Origin of the sequence: Streptosporangium sp. NPDC002544 (assembly GCF_040295965.1) — a bacterium.
Classification (GTDB): Bacteria; Actinomycetota; Actinomycetes; order Streptosporangiales; family Streptosporangiaceae; genus Streptosporangium.
The window spans coordinates 1-25,955 of the sequence record NZ_JBEOWJ010000069.1 but is presented as its reverse complement, the minus strand read 5'-3'; the positions used below and the strand labels follow the sequence as shown (position 1 = coordinate 25,955).

At 70.6% G+C, this 25,955-nt stretch carries 2 protein-coding genes; both read right to left on the bottom strand.

Features of this window, described 5'->3' with window-relative positions:
* A partial coding sequence (locus ABT061_RS47705) for an SDR family NAD(P)-dependent oxidoreductase (protein WP_350930346.1) occupies nucleotides 1-24,176 on the bottom strand: 24,176 nt, incomplete at its 3' end.
* A 40-nt stretch (nucleotides 24,177-24,216) separates the two neighbouring features.
* Nucleotides 24,217-25,955 (bottom strand): type I polyketide synthase (locus tag ABT061_RS47700; protein ID WP_350930345.1); only part of this gene is annotated, 1,739 nt, incomplete at its 5' end.

Sequence of the window (25,955 nt, the reverse complement as noted above, 5' to 3'; positions counted from 1 at the left end):
ACCATCGAGGCCGGGCCGTTCACCGCCGCGATCGACACCTCCTTCTCACGCCCGGCCAGCAGCTCGGCGACCTCCTCCTCGGTGGTCTGCACCGCCACCATCGCCCCACCCGCGGGGAGCGCCTGCATCAACCGCGCCCGACCCGCCACCAACGCACACGCATCCTTCAGGGACAGCACCCCGGCCACATGCGCCGCGGTGATCTCCCCGATCGAGTGCCCGGCCAGCGCATTCGGCCGCACTCCCCACGAGGAGACCAGCCGGAACAACGCCGTCTCCACCGCGAACAGCGCCGGCTGCGCCCACCCGGTCTGATCCAGCGCCTCCGCCTGGTCACTGCCCGGCTCGGCGAACAGCACCTCGCGCAACGACCCGTCCAGCAGCGGATCCAGCTCGGCGATCACCTCATCCAACGCCGCCGCGAACACCGGGAACCGGTCATACAACTCCCGGCCCATCCCAGCCCGCTGGCTGCCCTGCCCCGTGAACAGGAAGGCGAGCTGTGGCGGCGTCGCGGCCACCCCGCGCACCACACCGGCACCCGGCATGTCCTCGGCCAGCGCATCCAGCCCGGCCAGCACACCGTCACGGTCGCCGGCCAGCACCACCGCCCGATGCTCGAACACCGACCGCATCGTGGCCAGCGAGAACGCGGTATCGACCAGCGCCACCTCACCCCGGCCCTCCACGTGCGAGACCAGCCGCCCGGCCTGCGCCCGCAACGCCTCCGCCGTACGACCCGACACCAACACCGGAACCACGCCGCTCACCGCATCAGCCGCCGGCGCCCGGTCCTGTGAAGCGTCTTCTCCCACCGGTGTTTCCGGTCCTTGTTCGAGGATCACGTGCGCGTTGGTGCCACTGATCCCGAACGACGACACACCCGCCCGGCGCGGGTGGCCGTTCCGCGGCCACTCGGCCGGCTCGGTCAGCAACTCCACCGCACCCGAGGACCAGTCCACATGCGACGACGGCGCATCCACATGCAACGTCCGAGGCAGCACCCCGTGCCGCATCGCCATGACCATCTTGATCACACCGGCCACACCCGCGGCCGCCTGGGTGTGACCGAGGTTCGACTTGATCGAGCCGAGCAGCAGCGGACGGTCCTCCGGCCGATCCTGCCCGTACGTCGCCAGCAACGCCTGCGCCTCGATCGGGTCACCCAGTGTGGTGCCGGTGCCATGACCCTCGACCGCGTCCACCTCGGTGGGGTTCAAGCCCGCGACGGCCAGCGCCTGACGGATCACCCGCCGCTGCGACGGACCGTTCGGCGCGGTCAACCCGTTCGACGCACCATCCTGGTTGACCGCCGAACCCCGTACCACCGCCAGCACCTGATGGCCGTTGCGGCGCGCGTCCGACAACCGCTCCAGCACCAGCATGCCCACACCCTCCGACCAGCTCACCCCATCGGCCGCATCGGAGTAGGACTTACACCGCCCATCGCCGGCCAGCCCGCCCTGCGCACTGAAACCGATGAACGCTCCCGGAGTGGCCATCACGGTCACACCACCGGCCAACGCCAGCGAGCACTCCCCAGACCGCAGCGCCTGCGCCGCCATATGCATCGCCACCAGCGACGACGAACACGCGGTGTCCACCGTCACCGCCGGACCCTCCAACCCCAGCGCATACGAGACCCGGCCGGTTGCGACACTGCCCGCCGTACCGGTGCCGATGAAGCCCATCGCCTCCGGCGGGAGATCGACGCTCATCCCGTAATCGTGATACATCACGCCGGCGAACACACCCGTGTGACTGCCCCGCAAGGAGGTCGGGTCAATCCCGGCCCGCTCGAAGGCCTCCCATGACGCCTCCAGCAGCAGCCGCTGCTGCGGATCCATCGCCAGCGCCTCACGCGGCGAGATCCCGAAGAACCCCGGATCGAACTGCGCGGCGCTCTCCAGAAAGCCGCCCTCGTGCACATAGCTGGTGCCCTGGCTCTCCCGATCCGGGCTGTACAACGCCCCCAGATCCCAGCCCCGCGTCGTCGGGAACTCACCGATCCCGTCCCCGCCCTCGGCCACCAACCGCCACAAATCCTCCGGCGAGGTGACCCCACCCGGGTAGCGGCACGCCATGCCCACGATCACGATCGGATCGTCCGCGACCGGCACCACCGACGCGGGAATGACCACATCGGCGTCCTCACCGAACAGCTCGGCCAGCAGGAACTCCGCCAGCACGGCCGGCGTCGGATAGTCGAACACCAGCGTGGACGGCAACCGCAACCCGGTCACACCGTTCAGCCGGTTCCGCAACTCCACCGCGGTCAGGGAATCAAAGCCCAGCTCACGAAACTCCCGCCGGACGTCCACCGCCGCGGAGTCGGGGTGTCCGAGGACGGCAGCGGCCTGAGTGCGGACCAGGTCCACCAAGGCCTCGACACGCTCGGCCGCCCCCAGCGGGGCCAGCCGCCCCAGCAACGTCGCGGCCACCACCGAGCCGGACGCCGCCGACCGGCGACCGCCCCGTACCAGACCCCGCAACAACGCCGGCACCTCGCCATAACCGCGCATCGACGGCAGATCCAACCGGACCGGAATCAGCACCGCATGCTCAAGCGCGACAGCGGCCTCGAACAACGCCAGCCCCTGCTCCACCGACAGCGGCGGCATGCCCGTCCGGGCGATCCGCCGCATATCGGCGTCACTCAGCGTGCCGGTCATCCCGCTGTCCTGAGCCCAGGCACCCCAGGCCAGCGACAGCGCGGGCAACCCCTCGGCCCGCCGCAACTGAGCCAGCCCATCCAAGAACGCGTTCGCAGCCGCGTAGTTACCCTGCCCAGCCGAGCCCATCACCCCGGCCAGCGAAGAGAACACCACGAACGCCGCCAGATCCAGACCCCGGGTCAGCTCATGCAGATGCCAGGCCGCATCCACCTTCGGCCGCAACACGCTGTCCAGCCGCTCAGGCGTCAGCGACGGAATCGTCCCATCGGCCAGCACACCCGCGGTGTGGATCACCGCGGTCAGCGGATGCTCGGCCGGAACCTGCGCCAGCAGCGCCGCCACCGCATCCCGATCCGCCATGTCACACGCCGCGACCGTGACCTCGACACCGTGCGCGATCAGCTCCGCCTGCAACTCCACCGCACCAGGAGCATCCAAACCCCGCCGACTGGTCAGCAGCAGACGCCGCACACCCCGCTCGGCCACCACATGCCGAGCCAGATGACCACCCAGACCACCGGTACCACCAGTGATCAACACCGTGCCCTCCGGGTCCCAGACCCGGCCCGCCGCGTCGCCGACGTCAGATCCTGGCGCCACCCGCGCCAGGCGCGGAACCCGCAGCTCACCCTCGCGTACCGCCACCTGCGGCTCACCCGAGACCGGCACCCCGAGCAGGGCCGGCCGCGAGGACTCCTGATCATCCACGTCGACCAGCACGAACCGGCCCGGGTTCTCCCACTGCGCCGACTGCACCAGACCCCACACCGCCGCAGCCGCCAGATCAGCGACCGCCTCACCCTCCCGCGCCTCGACCGCACCCCGCGTGACGAACACCAGACGCGAGGCCTCGAACCGCTCATCGGCCAACCACCCCTGCAACAGACCCAGGACACGGGCGACCAACTCGTGGACCGACTCCACCACACTCTCGGCGTCGGCCGACCCGACAGTGACCATGACCACGTCCGGCACCGAATCCAGCGAGGCGAGATCCCCGCTCAGCTCGACCACACTCGCACCGGTCTCCGCGCCCGGCATCTCCGCCAGCGCGGTCCACTCCAGCCCGAACAGCGAATCCCGCTCCACCCCACGACCACCGCCGACGAGCTGGTCGGGCGAGAACGAGCGCAGCACCAGCGACCGCGCCGACACCACCGGCTCCCCAGCCGCATCCACCGCGCTCAGCGACACCGCATCATCGCCCACCCTGGCCAACCGCACCCGCAACAGCGCCGCACCACCCGCGTGCAGGCTCACCTCCCGCCAGGAAAACGGCAACCGCGTACCCGCCGCGGCATCCAGCCCGACGAAGGCCACCGCGTGCAACGCCGCGTCCAGCAGAGCCGGATGCACCCCGAACGCCCCCGCATCCGACGCCACCTGCTCAGGCAGAACGACCTCGGCGAACACCTCACCACCGGCACCGTGCCAGACCGCCCGCAACCCCTGGAAGAGCGGGCCGTACTCGAACCCGCCCGCGGCCAGTTCTTCGTAAAAACCGTCCAGCGCGATCGCGGTCGCGCCGACCGGCGGCCACACCGCCGCATCGAACGGCATGGCGGCCCGGCTGCCCGTGGCGAGCATGCCGGTGGCGTGCCGTACCCACGGCACATCGTCACCAGCCTGCGCCGACCGGGAATAGACGTTCAAAGCACGTCGGCCGGTCTCCTCCGGCGCACCCACCGCGATCTGCACCACGACCGCATCGTCCTCACCCAGCACCAGCGGCGCGGCCAGCGTCAACTCCTCCACCAGGTCACAGCCGACCTGGTCACCCGCCCGCACCGCCAACTCCAAGAACCCGGTCCCCGGGAAGAGCACCATCCCGGCCACCGCATGATCGGCCAGCCACGGATGGGTCCGCAGCGAGATACGCCCGGTCAGCACCACCCCATCGGAATCGGCCAGCCCGACCGTCGCGCCCAGCAGCGGATGCCCCGTCGCGGTCAGGCCCAGAACGCGGGCATCACCGCTCTGCCTGGCGTTCGGCCAGAACCACTGGTGCTGGAAAGCGTAGGTCGGCAGATCGACCCGGCGCCCACCCGGCAGCACCGCCCGCCAGTCCACCGGCACCCCGTGCACATGCAGCTCGGCCAGCGCCGCCATGGACGCGACCTGCTCGTCGCGGTCCTTACGCAACACCGGCACCAGCACCGCGTCCGACTCCTGCACCTCCGCGTCGGCGGCCAGGGTATCGGCGGCCATCGCGGTCAGCACACCATCGGGCCCCAGCTCCAGATACGCCCGCACACCCCGCGCGTGCAGCGTACGGACCCCGTCGGCGAAACGGACCGCGCCACGGACCTGATCCACCCAGTAGTCCGGCGAGCACAGCTGCTCGGCCGTGGCCACCTCGCCGGTCAGGGTGGACACGATCGGAACCCTCGGCGCGCTGTAGATCAGCGTCCGAGCCAGGGTCCGGAAGTCCTCCAGCATCGGCTCCATCAACGGCGAGTGGAACGCGTGCGACACCCGCAACCGCTTCGTCCGGACCCCCCGAGACTCCAACTCGGCAGCGATGGCCAGGACCGGCTCCTCCACCCCGGCGATCACCACCGAGGCCGGACCGTTCACCGCCGCGACCGACACCTCCTTCTCACGCCCGACCAGCAGCTCAGCGACCTCCTCTTCAGAAGCCCGCACCGACACCATCACCCCACCGGCCGGCAGCGCCTGCATCAACCGCGCCCGGCCCGCCACCAACGCGCACGCGTCGGCCAGCGACAGCACCCCGGCCACATGCGCCGCGCTGATCTCCCCGATCGAGTGACCGGCCAGCGCACCCGGCCGCACCCCCCACGAGGAGACCAGCCGGAACAACGCCGTCTCCACCGCGAACAACGCAGGCTGCGCCCACCCCGTCCGATCCAGCGCCTCCGCCTCCGCCGTGCCCGGCTCGGCGAACAGCACCTCGCGCAATGATCCCTCCAGCAGCGGGTCCAGCTCCGCGATCACCTCGTCCAACGCCTCGGCGAACACCGGGAAGCGGTCATACAGCTCCCGGCCCATCCCCGCCCGCTGGCTGCCCTGACCGGTGAACAACACCGCCAGCTGCGGCTCCGCCCCGGCCACCCCGGCCACCACACTCACACCCGGCAGGCCCTCGGCCAGCGCACCCAGCCCGGCCAGCGCACCATCACGGCCCTCGGCCAGCACCACCGCCCGATGCTCGAACACCGACCGCGTCGTCGCCAGCGAGAACGCCACATCGGCCAGATCCAGACCGGGCTCGCCGTCCACACGCGAAGCCAGTTGTCCGGCCTGCGCCCGCAACGCCTCCGCCGTACGGCCCGACACCAGCACCGGAACCACACCCGCAGCCGGCATCCGGTCCTGCGAAGCGTCTTCTCCTTCCGGTGCTTCCGGCCCCTGCTCGAGGATCACATGCGCGTTGGTGCCGCTGATCCCGAACGACGACACCCCCGCCCGGCGCGGACGACCAGTCTCCGGCCACTCGGCCGGTTCGGTCAGCACTTCCACCGCGCCCGAGGACCAGTCCACATGCGAGGACGGCGCATCCACGTGCAACGTCTTGGGCAGCACCCCGTGCCGGAGAGCCATGACCATCTTGATCACACCCGCCACGCCCGCCGCCGCCTGGGTGTGACCGAGGTTCGACTTGATCGACCCCAGCAACAGCGGCCGGTCCTCGTCCCGGTCCTGGCCGTAGGTGGCCAGCAGGGCCTGCGCCTCGATCGGGTCACCCAGCGTGGTGCCGGTGCCGTGCGCCTCGACCGCGTCCACCTCAGTAGGGGACAAGCCCGCCACGGCCAGCGCCTGGCGGATCACCCGCTGCTGCGACGGACCGTTCGGCGCCGTCAATCCGTTGGACGCACCGTCCTGGTTCACCGCCGAACCCCGCACCACCGCCAGCACCTGATGGCCGTTGCGGCGCGCGTCCGACAGCCGCTCCAGCACCAGCATGCCCACACCCTCGGAATAGCTGGTGCCGTCCGCCGCGTCAGCGAAGGACTTGCACCGGCCGTCACCGGCCAGCCCGCCCTGCGCGCTGAAACCGATGAACACCCCCGGGTTGGCCATCACCGTCACACCACCGGCCAGCGCCAGCGAGCACTCACCCTGCCGCAGCGCCTGCGCCGCCATGTGCATCGCCACCAGCGACGACGAACACGCGGTGTCCACCGTCACCGCCGGACCCTCCAACCCCAGCGCATACGAAATCCGGCCGGTCGCAACGCTGGCCGCCGTACCGGTGCCGATGAAGCCCATCGCCTCCGGCGGGAGGTCGACGCTCATCCCGTAGTCGCTATACATCACGCCGGCGAACACACCCGTGCGGCTGCCCCGCAAGGAGGTCGGGTCCATGCCCGCCCGCTCGAAGGCCTCCCATGACGCCTCCAGCAGCAGTCGCTGCTGCGGGTCCATCGCCAGCGCCTCACGCGGCGAGATCCCAAAGAACCCCGGATCGAACTGCGCGGCGCTCTCCAGGAAGCCGCCCTCGTGCACATAGCTGGTGCCCTGGCTCTCCCGATCCGGGCTGTACAACGCCCCCAGATCCCAGCCCCGCGTGGTCGGGAACTCACCGATCCCGTCCCCGCCCTCGGCCACCAACCGCCACAGATCCTCCGGCGAGGCCACCCCACCCGGATAGCGGCACGCCATGCCCACGATCACGATCGGATCGTCCGCGACCGGCACCACCGACGCGGGAATGACCACATCGGCGTCCTCACCGAACAGCTCGGCCAGCAGGAACTCCGCCAGCACCACCGGCGTCGGATAGTCGAACACCAGCGTGGACGGCAACCGCAACCCGGTCACCCCGTTCAGCCGGTTCCGCAACTCCACCGCGGTAAGAGAGTCGAAGCCCAGCTCACGAAACTCCCGCCGCACCTCCACCGTCTCCGGCGAGGCATGCCCCAGCACCAAGGCCACCTCGGTACGCACCAGATCCACCAGGACCCCGGTGCGCTCGGCCGCCCCCAGCGGAGCCAGCCGCCCCAGCAACGTCGCCACCATCGAACCGGACGCCGCCGACCGCCGCCCGCCCCGCACCAGACCCCGCAACAACGGCGAGACCTCACCCTGCGCGCGCAGCACCGCCAGCTCCAACCGGAACGGGATCACCACCGGCCGGGCCACCCGCCCGGCGGCGTCGAACAGCGCCAGGCCCTGCTCCACCGACAGCGGCGGCATGCCCATCCGGGTGATCCGCCGCATGTCGGCGTCGCTCAGCGTGCCGGTCAATCCGCTGTCCTGGCTCCAGGCACCCCAGGCCAGCGACAGCGCGGGCAGTCCCTCGGCCCGCCGCAACTGAGCCAGCGCATCCACAAACGCGTTCGCGGCCGCGTAGTTGCCCTGCCCAGCCGAGCCCATGACACCCGACAAGGACGAATACACGACGAACGCCGCAAGATCCAGGCTCCGGGTCAGCTCATGCAGATGCCAGGCCGCATCCACCTTCGGCCGCAACACGGTATCCAGCCGCTCAGGCGTCAACGACGGAATCGTCCCGTCGGCCAGCACACCCGCGGTGTGGATCACGGCGGTCAGCGGATGCTCGGCCGGGACCTGCGCCAGCAGCGCCGCCACCGCATCCCGATCCGCCATGTCACAGGCGGCGACCGTGACCTCGACGCCGTGCGCGATCAGCTCGGCCTGCAACTCCACCGCACCCGGAGCCTCCAGACCCCGGCGACTGGTCAGCAGCAGACGCCGCACACCCCGCTCGGCCACCACATGCCGAGCCAGATGACCACCCAGACCACCGGTCCCACCAGTGATCAACACCGTACCGTCCGGATCCCACGGCCGTTCTGCCTCCTCGGCCGGCATCACCCGAGCCAGACGAGGCACCCGTACCGCACCCTCACGGACCGCCACCTGCGGCTCCCCGGAGGCCAGCACCGCGGCCAGCAACGACGGGGACAGCTCCGCATCAACGTCGACCAGCACGAACCGGCCCGGGTTCTCCCACTGCGCCGACCGCACCAGACCCCACACCGCCGCAGCCGCCAGATCAGCGACCGCCTCACCCTCCCGCGCCTCGACCGCACCCCGAGTGACGAACACCAGACGCGAAGCCCCGAACCGCTCATCGGCCAACCACCCCTGCAACAGACCCAGCACCCCGGCCGTCACCGCATGCGCCGACTCCACTACGCCGGTGTCCTCGGAGGAACCGACGGTGAACGTCACCACGTCCGGCACCGAATCCAGCGAGGCGAGATCTCCGGTCAGCTCGACCACGCTCGCACCGGTCTCCGCGCCCGGCACCTCCGACAGCGCGGTCCAATCCAGCCCGAACAACGAATCCCGCTCCACCCCACGGCCACCGCCGACGAGCTGGTCGGGCGAGAACGGGCGCAACACCAGCGACCGCGCCGACAACACCGGCTCCCCCGCGGCATCCACCGCCGTCAGCGTGACCGAGTCGTCACCGGCCCGGACCAGCCGAACCCGCAGCATCGCCGCCCCACCCGCGTGCAGGCTCACCTCCCGCCAGGAAAACGGCAACCGCGTACCCCCCGCGGCATCCAGCCCGACAAAGGCCACCGCGTGCAACGCCGCATCCAGCAGCGCCGGATGCACCCCGAACGCACCCGCATCCGACGCCACCTGCTCAGGCAGAACAACCTCGGCGAACACCTCACCACCGGCACCATGCCAAACCGCCCGCAGCCCCTGGAACACCGGACCGTACCCCAGCCCTCGAACGGCCAGCTCGTCATACAGCCCGTCCAACTCGATCGCGGTCGCGCCGGCCGGAGGCCACACCACCGCATCGAACCGCGCAGCGGCCCGACCATCCGTGGCGAGCGTGCCCGTCGCATGCCGCACCCACGGCACATCCTCCCCAGCCTGCGCCGGCCGGGAATAGACACTCAAGGCACGCCGACCGGACTCCTCCGGCGCACCCACCGCGATCTGCACCACAACCGCGTCATCCTCACCCAGCACCAGCGGCGCGGCCAGGGTCAGCTCCTCGACCACCTCGCAGCCGACCTGGTCACCGGCCCGGATCGCCAGCTCCAGGAACCCGGTACCCGGGAAGACCACCACCCCGCCCACCGCATGATCAGCCAGCCACGGATGCGACCCCACCGACAGGCGGCCGGTCAGCAGCACCCCGTCCGAGTCGGCCAGGCCCACGGCGGCGCCCAGCAACGGGTGCCCGGCGGCGGCCAGCCCCGCCGCGGCCACATTCCCCACCTGGGAACCTGCTCCCACGGGCCAGTACCACTGGTGCTGGAAGGCATAGGTCGGCAGGTCGACCCGTCGCCCGCCGGGCAGCACCTGCCTCCAGTCCACCGCCACGCCGCGGACGAACAGCTCGGCCGCCGAGACCAGCACCCGCTCCAGGCCACCGTCCTCGCGGCGCAACGTCCCGGCGATCACGGTGGTGGCGTCGCTCTCGTCCACGCACTCCTGGACCCCGACCGTCAGCACCGGATGCGGGCTCACCTCGACGAACACCCGATACCGCTGCTCCAGCAACACCCCCACCGCCGACGCGAAGCCCACCGTGCGCCGCAGATTCTCACACCAATAACCGGCTCCCAGCTCCGGCCCCTGCACCCACTGACCCGTCACCGTCGAGAGCATCGGCACCCGCACCGGCCCCGGAACCACCTCCGCCAGGACCCCCGCCAGCTCCTCCCCGATCAGATCCACCTGCGCCGAATGCGAGGCGTAGTCCACCGCGATCCGCCGGACCCGCACCCCATCCTCGGTCAACCGCTCGACCAGCTCCTCGACGGCTTGGACCTCACCGGCCACCACCACCGAATTGGGGCCGTTCACCGCCGCGACCGACACCCGCCCGTCCCAGGCCGCCACCCGCTCGCGCACCCGCTCCACCGGCAGCGCCACCGACGCCATCGCCCCCAGCCCGGCCAGCCGCTCGGCGATCAGGCGGCTGCGCAACGCCACCACCCGCGCACCGTCCTGCACCGACAGACCACCGGCCACCACCGCCGCCGCGATCTCACCCTGCGAATGGCCCACCACCGCATCCGGGCGCAGCCCCAGCGACTCCCACACCGCCGCCAGCGACACCATCACCGCGAACGACACCGGCTGGACCACATCCACCCGATCCAGAGACGGCGCCCCTTCCACCTGACGGACCACATCCAGCAACGACCAGTCCACGAACGGCTCCAACGCCGCCGCACACTCCGCCATCCGCCCGGCGAACACCGCCGACTCCTCCAAAAGCCGCGCACCCATCCCCACCCACTGCGCCCCCTGACCCGGGAACACCCACACCGACCTACCAACGACATCGGCCACACCCGCGACCACGCGCGTCGCCGACTCACCGGAAGCCACCGCGGCCAGCCCCGCCAGCAGCTCCTCATGACCGTCTCCGATGACCACGGCCCGATGCTCGAACACCGACCGCGACACCACCAGCGAGGAGCCCACATCCACCGGGTCAAGCTCGCCGGCCGCCCGCATGTGTGCCAGCAGTCGCCCGGCCTGCGCCCGCACCGCCTCTTCGGTCTTCGCCGACACCACCCACGGCACCACACCCGCGGCCGGACCCCGATCCTCCGCACCCGGCCCGGTCTGCTCGGCCTCCGACCCCTGCTCCAAGATCACGTGCGCGTTGGTGCCACTGATCCCGAACGACGACACACCCGCCCGGCGCGGACGACCGGTCCCCGGCCACTCGGCCGGTTCGGTCAGCAGCTCCACCGCGCCCGAGGACCAGTCCACATGCGACGACGGCTCGTCGATGTGCAGCGTCCTGGGCAGCACGCCGTGCCGCATCGCCATGACCATCTTGATCACACCGGCCACGCCCGCGGCGGCCTGGGTGTGACCGAGGTTCGACTTGATCGAGCCGAGCAGCAGCGGACGGTCCTCCGGCCGATCCTGACCGTACGTCGCCAGCAGGGCCTGCGCCTCGATCGGATCACCCAGCGTCGTACCGGTCCCGTGCCCCTCGACCGCGTCCACCTCGGTGGGGTTCAAGCCCGCGACGGCCAGCGCCTGACGGATCACCCGCCGCTGCGACGGACCGTTCGGCGCCGTCAACCCATTCGACGCACCGTCCTGGTTGATCGCCGAACCACGTAGGATCGCCAGGACCTGGTGACCGTTGCGGCGCGCGTCCGACAGCCGCTCCAGCACCAGCATGCCCACACCCTCGGACCAGCTCACCCCATCGGCCGCATCGGAGTAGGACTTACACCGCCCATCGCCGGCCAGCCCGCCCTGCGCGCTGAAGCCGATGAACGCTCCCGGGGTGGCCATCACGGTCACACCACCGGCCAGCGCCAGGCTGCACTCACCCGACCGCAGCGCCTGCGCCGCCATATGTGTCGCCACCAGCGACGACGAGCAGGCGGTGTCCACCGTCACCGCCGGGCCCTCCAACCCCAGCGCGTACGAGACCCGGCCGGTCGCGACACTGCCCGCCGTACCGGTGCTGATGAAGCCCATCGCCTCCGGCGGGAGGTCGGCGCTCATCCCGTAGTCGTGATACATCAGCCCGGCGAACACACCCGTGTGACTGCCCCGCAAGGAGACCGGGTCCATGCCCGCCCGCTCGATCGCCTCCCACGACACCTCCAGCAGCAGCCGCTGCTGCGGATCCATCGCCAGCGCCTCACGCGGCGAGATCCCGAAGAACCCCGGATCGAACTCCCCCGCCTCGTGCAGGAAGCCACCCGCTTCCACGTAGTCGACGCCCCCCTCAAGGGCGCCATGACTCCAGCCACGTGTCGTCGGGAAGGGAGAGATCGCATCTCCGCCCTCACTGACCAGTCGCCACAGATCCTCCGGCGAGGTGACCCCACCCGGGTAGCGGCAGGCCATGCCCACGATCACGATCGGGTCGTCCGCGACCGGTACCACCGACGCGGGGACGACCACGTCGGCATCCTCACCGAACAGCTCGGCCAGCAGGAACTCCGCCAGCACCACCGGCGTCGGATAGTCGAACACCAGCGTCGCCGGCAACCGCAACCCGGTCACACCGTTCAGCCGGTTACGCAACTCCACCGCGGTCAGGGAATCGAAGCCCAGCTCACGAAACTCCCGCCGCACCTCCACCGTCTCCGGCGAGGCATGCCCCAAGACCATGGCCACCCCGGTACGCACCAGATCCACCAGGACCTCGACACGCTCGGCCGCCCCCAGCGGGGCCAGCCGCCCCAGCAACGTCGCGGCCACCACCGAGCCGGACGCCGCCGACCGGCGTCCACCCCGTACCAGACCCCGCAACAGTGCCGGCACCTCGCCATAACCGCGCATCGACGGCAGATCCAGCCGGACCGGAACCAGCACCGCCTGCTCAAGCGCGACAGCGGCCTCGAACAACGCCAGCCCCTGCTCCACCGACAGCGGCGGCATGCCCGTCCGGGCGATCCGCCGCATATCGGCGTCACTCAGCGTGCCGGTCATCCCGCTGTCCTGAGCCCAGGCACCCCAGGCCAGCGACAGCGCGGGCAACCCCTCGGCCCGGCGCCACTGAGCCAGCCCATCCAAGAACGCGTTCGCAGCCGCGTAGTTACCCTGCCCAGCCGAGCCCATCACCCCGGCCAGCGAAGAGAACACCACGAACGCCGCCAGATCCATGCCCCGGGTCAGCTCATGCAGATGCCAGGCCGCATCCACCTTCGGCCGCAACACGGTATCCAGCCGCTCAGGCGTCAGCGACGGAATCGTCCCATCGGCCAGCACACCGGCAGTGTGGATCACCGCGGTCAGCGGATGCTCGGCCGGAACCTGCGCCAGCAGCGCCGCCACCGCATCCCGATCCGCCATGTCACACGCCGCGACCGTGACCTCGACACCGTGCGCGATCAGCTCCGCCTGCAACTCCACCGCACCAGGAGCATCCAAACCCCGCCGACTGGTCAGCAGCAGACGCCGCACACCCCGCTCGGCCACCACATGCCGGGCCAGATGACCACCCAGACCACCGGTACCACCAGTGATCAACACCGTACCGTCCGGATCCCACGGCCGTTCTGCCTCCTCGGCCGGCATCACCCGAGCCAGACGAGGCACCCGTACCGCACCCTCACGGACCGCCACCTGCGGCTCCCCGGAGGCCAGCACCACAGCCAGCGACGACGAGGACAACTCCGCATCAACGTCGACCAGCACGAACCGGCCCGGGTTCTCCCACTGCGCCGACCGCACCAGACCCCACACCGCCGCGGCCGCCAGATCAGCGACCGCCTCACCCTCCCGCGCCTCGACCGCACCCCTGGTCACGAACACCAGACGCGAAGCTCCGAACCGCTCATCGGCCAACCACCCCTGCAACAGACCCAGCACCCCAGCCGTCACCGCATGCGCCGACTCCACTACGCCGGTGTCCTCGGAGGAACCGACGGTGAACGTCACCACGTCCGGCACCGGCCCCGCCTCGCCCAGCGCCGACAGATCATGATGAACCGCGACCGACTGCCCGGCCGACTCCCACATCCCCGCAAGACCCAGCGCGTCCGGCTCGAACCCGGCGAAGCCGACCATCGCCACCGGCACCGGATCGGCCACGGGAACCTCAGAAAGCGTGCTCCACTCCAGCCGGAACAGCCCGTCACGCTCCGCCACCCGGCCACCACCCGCGGCGGCGAGCTGACCGGGCGAGAACGGGCGCAACACCAGCGACCGCGCCGACAACACCGGCTCCCCCGCGGCATCCACCGCCGTCAGCGTGACCGAGTCGGCATCGGCCCGGACCAGCCGCACCCGCAACGTCGCCGCACCACCCGCGTGCAGGCACACCTCACCCCAGGAAAACGGCAACCGGCCGCCCTCGGAATCGTCCAGCCCCACGAAGGCCACACCATGCAGCGCCGCGTCCAGCAGGGCCGGATGCACGCCGAACGAACCCGCACTCGACGCCGCCTGCTCAGGCAGGACAACCTCGGCGAACACCTCACCACCGGCACCGTGCCAGGCCGCCCGCAACCCCTGGAACACCGGGCCATAGACAAGCAAACCCTCGGCCAGCTGGTCATAGAAACCGTCCAACTCGATCGCGGTCGCGCCGACCGGCGGCCACACCGCCGCATCGAACCGCGCGGCGGCCCGACCGCCCGTGGCAAGCATGCCGGTCGCGTGCCGCACCCACGGCACATCCTCCCCAGCCTGCGCCGACCGAGAATAGACGTTCAAAGCACGTCGGCCGGTCTCCTCCGGCGCACCCACCGCGATCTGCACCACGACCGCATCGTCCTCACCCAGCACCAGCGGCGCGGCCAGCGTCAACTCCTCCACCAGGTCACAGCCGACCTGATCACCCGCCCGGATCGCCAGCTCCAGGAACCCGGTCCCCGGGAAGACCACCATCCCGGCCACCGCATGATCGGCCAGCCACGGATGCGACGAGAGCGACAGGCGGCCGGTCAGCACCACCCCATCGGAATCGGCCAGCCCGACCGTCGCACCCAGCAGCGGGTGCCCCGCGGCGGCCAGACCCGCCGCCGCCACATTCCCCGTACCGGCACCCGCACTGCCATCAGGCCAGAACCACTGGTGCTGGAAAGCGTAGGTCGGCAGATCGACCCGGCGCCCACCCGGCAGCACCGATCGCCAGTCCACCGGCACCCCATGCACATACAGCTCGGCCAGCGCCGCCATGGACACCGTCCGCTCGTCGCGATCCTTACGCAACACCGGCACGAGCACCGCATCCGACCCGGGCACCTCCGCGTCGGCGGCCAAGGTATCGGCGGCCATGGCGGTCAACACCCCGTCAGGGCCCAGCTCCAGATACGCCCGCACACCCCGCGCGTGCAGCGTACGGACCCCGTCGGCGAAACGGACCGCGCCGCGGACCTGGTCGACCCAGTAGTCCGGCGAGCACAGCTGCTCGGCCGTGGCCGCCTCGCCGGTCAGGGTGGACACGATCGGAACCCTCGGCGCGCTGTAGATCAGCGTCCGAGCCAGGGTTCGGAAGTCCTCCAGCATCGGCTCCATCAGCGGCGAGTGGAACGCGTGCGACACCCGCAACCACTTCGTGCGCACCCCGCGCTCCTCCAACGCGACGGCCACCTCAAGAACCGCCTCCTCGACCCCGGCGATCACCACCGAAGACGGGCCGTTCACCGCCGCGACCGACACCTCCTTCTCACGCCCGGCCAGCAGCTCGGCGACCTCCTCCTCGGACGCCCGCACCGACACCATCACCCCACCTGCGGGCAGCGCCTGCATCAACCGCGCCCGGCCCGCCACCAGCGCACACGCATCACTCAGCGACAGCACCCCGGCGACATGCGCCGCGGTGATCTCCCCGATCGAGTGACCGGCCAGAACACCCGGCCGCACCCCCCACGAGGACACCAGCCGGAACAGCGCCGTCTCCACCGCGAACAGGGCCGGCTGCGCCCACCCGGTCTGATCCAGCAACCCGGCCCGCTCGCTGCCCGGTTCGGCGAACAGCACCTCGCGCAACGACCCGTCCAGCAGCGGATCCAGCTCCGCGATCACCTCATCCAACGCCGTCGCGAACACCGGGAACCGGTCATACAGCTCCCGGCCCATCCCCGCCCGCTGACTGCCCTGACCGGTGAACAGGAAAGCAAGCTGCGGCTCCGTCGCGGCCACCCCGCGCACCACACCGGCACCTGGCAGGTCCTCGGCCAGCGCACCAAGACCGGCCAGCACACCCTCACGGCCCTCGGCCAGCACCACCGCCCGATGCTCGAACACCGACCGCGTCGTGGCCAGCGAGAACGCGGCGTCGGCCAGACCCAGATCAGACTCACCGTCCAGGAACGACACCAGCCGCCCGGCCTGCGCCCGCAACGCCTGACCCGTCTTAGCCGACACCAGCACCGGCACCACACCCGCAGCCGGCACCCGGTCCCGCGGAGCCTCTTCTCCTACCGGCGCTTCCGGTCCTTGTTCGAGAATGATGTGCGCGTTGGTGCCACTGATCCCGAACGACGACACACCAGCCCGGCGCGGACGACCGGTCTCCGGCCACTCGGCCGCCTCGGTCAGCAGCTCCACCGCACCCGAGGCCCAGTCCACATGCGAGGACGGCTCGTCGATGTGCAGCGTCCTGGGCAGCACCCCCTGACGCATCGCCAGCACCATCTTGATCACACCCGCCACACCGGCGGCCGCCTGGGTGTGCCCGAGATTCGACTTGATCGACCCCAGCAGCAGCGGACGGTCCTCGTCCCGGTCCTGACCATAGGTGGCCAGCAACGCCTGCGCCTCGATCGGATCACCCAGCGTCGTACCAGTCCCGTGACCCTCCACCGCGTCCACCTCGGTGGGGTTCAAGCCCGCGACGGCCAGCGCCTGACGGATCACCCGCCGCTGCGACGGACCGTTCGGCGCCGTCAACCCATTCGACGCACCGTCCTGGTTGACCGCCGACCCACGCATCACGGCCAACACCTGGTGGCCATTACGGCGCGCGTCCGACAGCCGCTCCAGCACCAGCATGCCCACACCCTCGGACCAGCTCACCCCGTCGGCCGCGTCTGAGAAAGACTTGCACCGGCCATCGCCGGCCAGCCCGCCCTGCGCACTGAAACCGATGAACGCGCCCGGGTTGGCCATCACCGTCACACCACCGGCCAGCGCCAGAGTGCACTCACCCGACCGCAGCGCCTGCGCCGCCATGTGCATCGCCACCAGCGACGACGAACACGCGGTGTCCACCGTCACCGCCGGGCCCTCCAACCCCAGCGCGTACGAAATCCGGCCGGTCGCGACACTGCCCGCCGTACCGGTGCTGATGAAGCCCATCGCCTCCGGCGGGAACTCCACGCTTGACGCGTAGTCGTGGTACATGATCCCGGCGAACACACCCGTGTGGCTGCCGCGCAAGGAGACCGGATCCATGCCCGCCCGCTCGATCGCCTCCCACGACACCTCCAGCAGCAACCGCTGCTGCGGATCCATCGCCAGCGCCTCACGCGGCGAGATCCCGAAGAACCCCGGATCAAACTGCCCCGCCTCGTGCAGGAACCCACCCTCACGCACATAGCTGATGCCCTGGCTCTCCCGATCCGGGCTGTAGAAGGCCGCCAGATCCCAGCCGCGCGTCGTCGGGAACGGCGAGATCCCATCCCCACCCTCACTGACCAGTCGCCACAGATCCTCCGGCGATTCGACCCCGCCCGGATAGCGGCAGGCCATGCCCACGATCACGATCGGGTCGTCCGCGACCGGTACCACCGCCGCGGGAATGACCACATCGGCGTCCTCACCGAACAACTCGGCCAGCAGGAACTCCGCCAGCACGGCCGGCGTCGGGTAGTCGAACACCAGCGTGGACGGCAACCGCAACCCGGTCGCGGCATTGAGCCGGTTCCGCAACTCCACCGCGGTCAGGGAGTCGAAGCCCAGCTCACGAAACTCCCGCCGGACGTCCACCGCCGCGGAGTCGGGGTGTCCGAGGACCGTGGCGGCCTGAGTGCGGACCAGATCGACCATGAACCGGGTCCGGTCGGCCTGCGTCAGTGCGGCCAGCTGCCGCACCAGCGCTCCTCCATCGGCCGTATGCGCCAAAGCCGCCGTACGACGGGTGCCCCGCACCAGACCGCGCAGCAGCGGCGGCACCAGCTGAGCGGGCATCGCCGGTATGTTCATCAGGACCGGGAGCACCAGCGGTGCATCCGACCCGATGGCGGCGTCGAACAGCGCCAGCCCCTGCTCGGTGGTGATCGGCGGCAGCCCGGCGGCGGTCACCCGGTGCACATCGACCTGCGACATGCCCCCGCTCATCCCGGTGGCCTGCGCCCACAACCCCCACGCCAGCGACAACCCCGGCAACCCCAGCGCCCGGCGCCGTGCCATCAACGCGTCCAGCCAGGCATTGGCCGCCGCGTAGTTGCCCTGACCACCACCGCCCATCACCCCGGCCAGCGAGGAGAACACCACGAACCCAGCCAGATCCATACCCTGGGTCAGCTCATGCAGATGCCAGGCCGCGTCCACCTTCGGCCGCAACACCGACTCCAGCCGCTCCGGCGTCAGCGAGGGAATGGTCCCATCGTCCACCACGCCCGCGGTGTGGATCACCGCGGTCAGCGGATGCCCGGCATCGACCTGCGCCAGCAGCGCCGCCACCTGATCCCGATCCGCCACATCACAGGCGGCGACCGTGACCTCGACCCCGTGCGCGATCAGCTCGGCCTGCAGTTCCACGGCGCCGGGGGCGTCCAGACCCCGGCGGCTGGCCAGCAGCAGATGCCGCATCCCGTGCTCGGCCACCAGATGCCGGGCCACCTCCGCACCCAGACCACCGGTGCCACCGGTGATCAGCACCGTGCCCTCCGGCTCCCAGCGCCGGGGCATGGTCAGCACGATCTTGCCGGTGTGCCTGGCCTGGCTCATGAACCGGAACGCCTCCCGGCCCCGGCGCACATCCCACGCCGTCACCGGCAACGGCTCCAGCTCACCGGCGGCGAACAGCTCCATCAGCTCGGCCAGAATCTGCCGCAACCGCTCAGGCCCGGCATCCAGCACGTCGAACCAGTGATACTCCAGCCCCGGGAACTGGTCCTGCTCGCGGATGTCCAGCTTGCTCAACTCGATGAACCGGCCACCCGGACGCAGCAGCCGCGCCGAGGCGTCAATGAACTCCCCGGTCAGCGAGTTGAGCACCACATCGATACCCCGCTCACCACACACCTGGGAGAACCGCTCCTCGAACTCCACACTCCGCGAGGAGGCGATGTGATCATCCGGGATGCCCAGCGAACGCAGAACGTCCCACTTGGCCGGGCTCGCCGTGGCGAACACCTCCACCCCCAGCCGCTGGGCCAGCTGGATCGCCGCCATGCCCACACCGCCCGCACCGGCGTGCACCAGCAGCCTCTCGCCTGCCCGCAACCCGGCCAGATCCATCAGCCCGTAATAGGTGGTGAGGAACGCCACCGGAATCGTCGCCGCCTGCTCGAACGAGCAGTGATCGGGAATCTTCACCAAGATTGTGGCCTCGGTGACGACCACCGGACCGAACGCGCCCCCGGCCAGACCGACCACCCGGTCCCCCGGACGCAGGTCCTCAACCTCCGGGCCGACCTCCAGCACCACACCGGCGACCTCAGCCTTGTCCTGGAACCAGCCCAGCGCGTTCAACCCGTCCAGCAGATCCCGGAAGTTCACCCCCGCCGCACGCACCGCCACCCGCACCTGCCCCGCCTCCAGCGGCTCGGCCGCCTGCGGGAACGGAAGCAGCTCCAGCGCGTCCAAGCTGCCCTTGGCCCGGCTGCCCAACCGCCACGCCACCCCACCGGCCGGCGGCAACAGACCCGCCCCCGAGGCCAGCGACGCCAGCCGCGGCGCCCGCACTCCACCGTCACGCACCGCCACCTGCGGCTCGTCCGAGGCCGGCACCGCGAGCAGTACATCGCGCAAAGTCGCGAGCGAGGACTCCTGATCATCCAGGTCGACCAGGACGAACCGGCCCGGGTTCTCCGACTGCGCCGACCGCACCAGACCCCACACCGCAGCGGCCGCCAGATCGGTGACCGCCTCACCCTCACCCGCGGCCACCGCACCCCGCGTGACGACCACCAGCCGCGAACCAGCACACCGCTCATCGGCCAGCCAGCCCTGCAACAGACCCAGCACCCCAGCCGTCACCTCATGCGCCGAGATCGCCATGTCCCCGGCCCGCCTGGTCACGACCTCGGCCAGCACCACCTCCGGCACCGGCCCCGCCTCACCCAGCGCCGACAGATCACGATGAACCGCGACCGACTGCCCGGCCGACTCCCACGCCCCCGCAAGACCCAGCGCGTCCGGCTCGAACCCGGCGAAACCGACCGCTGCCACCGGCACCGAATCGACCATGGGGAGCTCCGACAGCGGAGTCCATTCCAACCGGAACAGCCCGTTCCCCGCCGTCGCCTGCCCCCCGCCCGCGGCGGCGAGCTGGTTAGGCGAGAACGGGCGTAGCACCAGGGACCTCACCGACAGCACCGGCTCCCCGGCGACGTCCACCGCGACCAGCGATACCGAGTCGGCAGCGATCCGGCTCAGCCGTACGCGCAGCATCGCCGCACCGGTGGCGTGCAGGCTCACCTCTCCCCAGGAGAACGGCAACCGCGTACCCGCCTCGGTGTCCAGCCCGGCGAAGGTCACCGCGTGCAACACCGCGTCCAGCAACGCCGGATGCACCCCGAACGAACCCGCACTCGACGCCGCCTGCTCGGGAAGGGCGACCTCGGCGAACACCTCGCCACCCTCGGCCCCCCACCAGGCCGCCCGCAACCCCTGAAACACCGGGCCGTAGACGAGCAAATTCTCGGCCAGCTGGTCATAGAAACCGTCCAGCGCGATCGCGGTCGCGCCGGCCGGGGGCCACACCGTCGCGTCGAACGGCACGATCGGGGCAGGACCGGCCGCGCGGGTGCCCGTGGCCAGCGTGCCGGTGGCGTGCCGCACCCACGGCACATCCTCTCCAGCCTGCGCCGACCGGGCGTAAATGCTCACGCTCCGATGGCCCGTCTCCTGAGCGGCGCCCACCGACACCTGCATCGCGACGACGTCCCGCTCGCCCAGCACCAACGGAGCGACCAGGGTCAGCTCTTCGACCAGGTTGCAACCGACCTGGTCACCCGCCCGGATCGCCAGCTCCAGGAACCCGGTACCCGGGAAGAACACCATCCCTGCCACCACGTGATCGGCCAGCCACGGATGCGAAGCCAGCGACAGGCGGCCGGTCAGCAGCACCCCATCGGAATCGGCCAGCCCGACCGTCGCGCCCAGCAGCGGGTGCCCCGCGGCGGCCAGGCCCGCCGCCGCCACGTTCCCGGTACCGGAACCGGTGCTCTCGGGCCAGTACCGCCGATGCTCGAAGGGGTAGGTCGGCAGATCGACCCGGCGCCCACCCGGCAGCACCGCCTGCCAGTCGACCGGCACCCCGTGCACATGCAGCTCGGCCAGCGCCGTCATCACCGCCATGTGCTCGTCCCGATCCCCGCGCAGCACCGGCACCAGCACCACACCTGTGTCGTACTCGTCCACGTCACGGCCGGCATCCAGAGTGCCGGCGGCCATGGCGGTCAGCACACCGTCAGGGCCCAGCTCCAGACAGGCTCGCACGCCCCGCGCGTGCAGGGTGCGGACCCCGTCGGCGAAGCGGACCGCGCCGCGGACCTGGTCCACCCAGTAATCCGGCGAACACAACTCCTCCGCAGTGGCCACCTGCCCCGTCAACGTGGACACGATCGGAACCCGCGGCGCACCGTAGGTCAACGTCCGGGCCAGGGCGCGGAAGCCCTCCAGCATCGGCTCCATCAACGGCGAATGGAACGCGTGCGACACCCGCAACCGCCGCGTCTTGACCCCCTGCTCCTCCAGAGCGGCGGTCACCTCCAGCACCGCCTCCTCGACCCCGGCGATCACCACCGAGGCCGGACCGTTCACCGCCGCGACCGACACCTGGTCCTCGCGCCCGGCCAGCAGCTCGACGACCTCCTCCTCAGAGGCCCGCACCGACACCATCGCCCCACCCGCAGGGAGCGCCTGCATCAACCGCGCCCGCGCCGCCACCAGCACACACGCGTCCTTCAGGGACAGCACCCCGGCCACATGCGCCGCGGTGATCTCCCCGATCGAATGCCCCGCCAGCACACCCGGCTTGACACCCCACGAGGACACCAGCCGGAACAGCGCGGTCTCCACCGCGAACAACGACGGCTGCGCCCACCCGGTCTGATCCAGCAACCCGGCCCGCTCGCTGCCCGGCTCGGCGAACAGCACCTCCCGCAACGACCCGTCCAGCAGCGGGTCCAGCTCCGCGATCACCTCATCCAACGCCGCCGCGAACACCGGGAACCGGTCATACAACTCCCGGCCCATCCCAGCCCGCTGGCTGCCCTGCCCCGTGAACAGGAAGGCGAGCTGTGGCGGCGTCGCGGCCACCCCGCGCACCACACCGGCACTCGGCATGTCCTCGGCCAGCGCATCCAGCCCGGCCAGCACACCGTCACGGTCGCCGGCCAGCACCACCGCCCGATGCTCGAACGCCGGACGGGTCGTGACCAGCGAGAACGCCGTATCGGCCAACGCCGCCTCACCCCGGCCCTCCACGTGCGAGGCCAGCCGCCCGGCCTGTGCCCGCAACGCCTCCGCCGTACGACCCGACACCAGCATCGGAACCACACCGCTCACCGCATCGGCGGCCGGTACCCGGTCCTGCGAAGCGTCTTCTCCTACCGGTGCTTCCGGTCCTTGTTCGAGGATCACGTGCGCGTTGGTTCCGCTGATCCCGAACGACGACACCCCCGCCCGACGCGGACGACCGGTCTCCGGCCACTCGGCCGCCTCGGTCAGCAGCTCCACCGCACCCGAGGCCCAGTCCACATGCGACGACGGCTCATCCACGTGCAACGTCTTGGGCAGCATGCCGTACCGCATCGCCAGCACCATCTTGATCACACCGGCCACGCCCGCGGCGGCCTGGGTGTGCCCAAGGTTCGACTTGATCGCCCCCAGCAACAATGGCCGGTCCTCGTCCCGGTCCTGCCCATAGGTCGCCAGCAGCGCCTGCGCCTCGATCGGGTCACCCAGAACCGTACCGGTCCCATGCGCCTCGACCGCGTCCACCTCGGCCGACGACAAACCCGCACCGGCCAGCGCCTGACGGATCACCCGCTGCTGCGACGGACCGTTCGGCGCCGTCAACCCGTTCGACGCACCGTCCTGGTTCACCGCCGAACCCCGCACCACCGCCAGCACCTGATGACCGTTGCGGCGCGCGTCCGACAGCCGTTCCAGCACCAGCACGCCCACCCCCTCGGACCAGCTGGTGCCGTCCGCGGCGTCGGAGAACGCCTTGCACCGACCATCGGGTGCCATCCCGCCCTGCGCGCTGAACCCGACGAACACCAACGGCGACGTCATCACCGTGATACCGCCGGCCAGCGCCAGCGAGCACTCCCCCTGCCGCAGCGCCTGCGCCGCAAGGTGCAACGTCACCAGCGACGACGAGCAGGCGGTGTCCACCGTCACCGCCGGACCCTCCAGACCCAGCGTGTAGGACAGGCGGCCCGACAACACGCTGGCCGCCAGACCGGTGACACCATGACCCTGCGTATCCACCTGATTGCTCATGAGCAGGTTCATGTAGTCCTGGCCGTTGGTGCCCACGAACACCCCGGTGTGGCTGCCCTTCAGCGAGACCGGATCGATCCCCGCCCGCTCGATCGCCTCCCAAGTGGTCTCCAGCAGCAGCCGCTGCTGCGGATCCATCGCCAACGCCTCACGCGGCGAGATCCCAAAGAACCCCGCATCAAACCCCGCCGCATCCGCCAGGAACCCACCCTGGGCCTCCCCATCGAATCCCAGCCCTGACGACATCCCCAGATCCCAGCCCCGATCGACCGGGACCGGCGAGATCGCGTCCTCACCCTCAGCCAGCAACCGCCACAAATCTTCAGGAGAGCCGACTCCACCTGGAAAGCGGCATGACATCGACACGATGGCGATCGGCTCGCGCTTGCCCGACTCCACCTCCTCGAGTCGTCGACGGGTCTCGTGCAAATCGGTGGCGACCGACTTGAGGTAGTCAACGAGCTTCAGGTCTTCCGACATAGGAGGAGCCCTCCAGGGTATTCGCGTATGAGCCGGGAGATCACAAGTCTTTGAGACGGCCCAGTTCGCTTTCGATGAAGCCGAGGATGTCCTTGGTACTCGCCGATTCGAGCATGCCGGCGACAGCGATTTCACTAGTTTCCGTGCTGCTCTCGCTCACCTTCGCCAGCAGTTGCCGCAGCCGAGTGACGATGCCGTTCCGGGCGAGATCGTCGAGCGCGGTATCGGAAAGAGCGGTCTCGAACCGGTTGAGATCGGCCAGCAATGACAGCTCCGTGGCCTTGCTCTCTCCCGGAGCGATTTCCGCCAGGAGGTGTTCGGCGAGGATGGCCGGGGTGGGGTAATCGAAGACGAGGGTCGCCGGCAGCCGCAACCCCGTCGCCGCGTTGAGCCGGTTGCGCAGCTCCACAGTGGTGAGGGAGTCGAAGCCCAGCTCGCGGAACTCCCGTCCCGCCTGGATCGCATCCGCCGACGTGTGCCCCAGCACCACCGCCGCCTGCGCCCGCACCAACTCGAGCACCAGCTGAACCTGCTCGGCCTTCTCCAGCCCCGCCAGCCGCTCGGCAACATCAACGCCGCCGCCCATCTGGGTGGCGACCGCCGACCGGCGGCCCGCACGCACCAGACCCCGCAGCAGATGCGGCACCTCGGGAAGGGCACGCAGCACCGACAGGTTCAGCGGCACCGCCACCACCATCGGACGATCCGACGCAGCGGCCGTCTCGAACATCGCCAGCCCCTGCTCGGCCGACAACGGAGGCATTCCGGTCCGGTTGATCCGGCGCATCTCGATCTCGCTCAACGTGCCGGTCATCCCATGAGCCTGCGACCAAGCGCCCCACGCCAGCGACAACGCCGCCAGCCCCTCGGTCCGCCGATGCTCGGCCAACGCGTCCAGGAAGGTGTTCGCCGCCGCGTAGTTACCCTGCCCTGGAGCACCCACGACACCGGCCATCGAGGAGAACACCACGAAACCGGCCAGATCCAGATCCCGGGTCAGCTCGTGCAGATGCCAGGCGGCATCCACCTTGGGACGCAGCACCGCATCCAGACCCTCCGCCGTCAACGACGGAATCGTGCCGTCGGCCAGCACACCAGCGGTGTGAACGACCGCCGTCAGCGGATGATCGGCATCCACCCCGGCCAGCAACGCCGCCACCTGCTCCCGATCGGCCATGTCACAGGCGACGATCTCGACCTCGGCGCCGTGCGCGATCAGCTCGGCCTGCAACTCCACCGCGCCCGGAGCATCCGCCCCCCGGCGGCTGGTCAGCAGCAGACGCCGCACCCCACGCTCGGCCACCACATGCCGCGCGAACAACCCACCCAGACCACCGGTACCACCAGTGATCAACACCGTCCCCTCCGGATCCCAGACCCGGCCCGCCGCGTCGCCGACGTCAGATCCTGGCGCCACCCGCGCCATCCGCGGAACCCGCAGCTCACCCTCGCGTACCGCCACCTGCGGCTCACCTGAGGCCAGAACCCCAGACAGCACGTCAGACAAAGTCGCGAGCGAAGACTCCCGATCATCCACGTCGACCAGGACGAACCGGCCCGGATTCTCCGACTGCGCGCTACGAACCAGACCCCCCACCGCCGCAGCCGCCAGATCAGTGACCGCCTCACCATCGCCCGCCGCGACCGCACCCCGAGTGACGACGACCAGACGGGAATCAGCCAGCCGGTCATCGGCCAGCCACCCCTGCAACAGGCCCAGAACATCCGAGGTCAACTCGTGCACCGACGCCACGACCCCGCCGGCTCGGCCAGAGACCG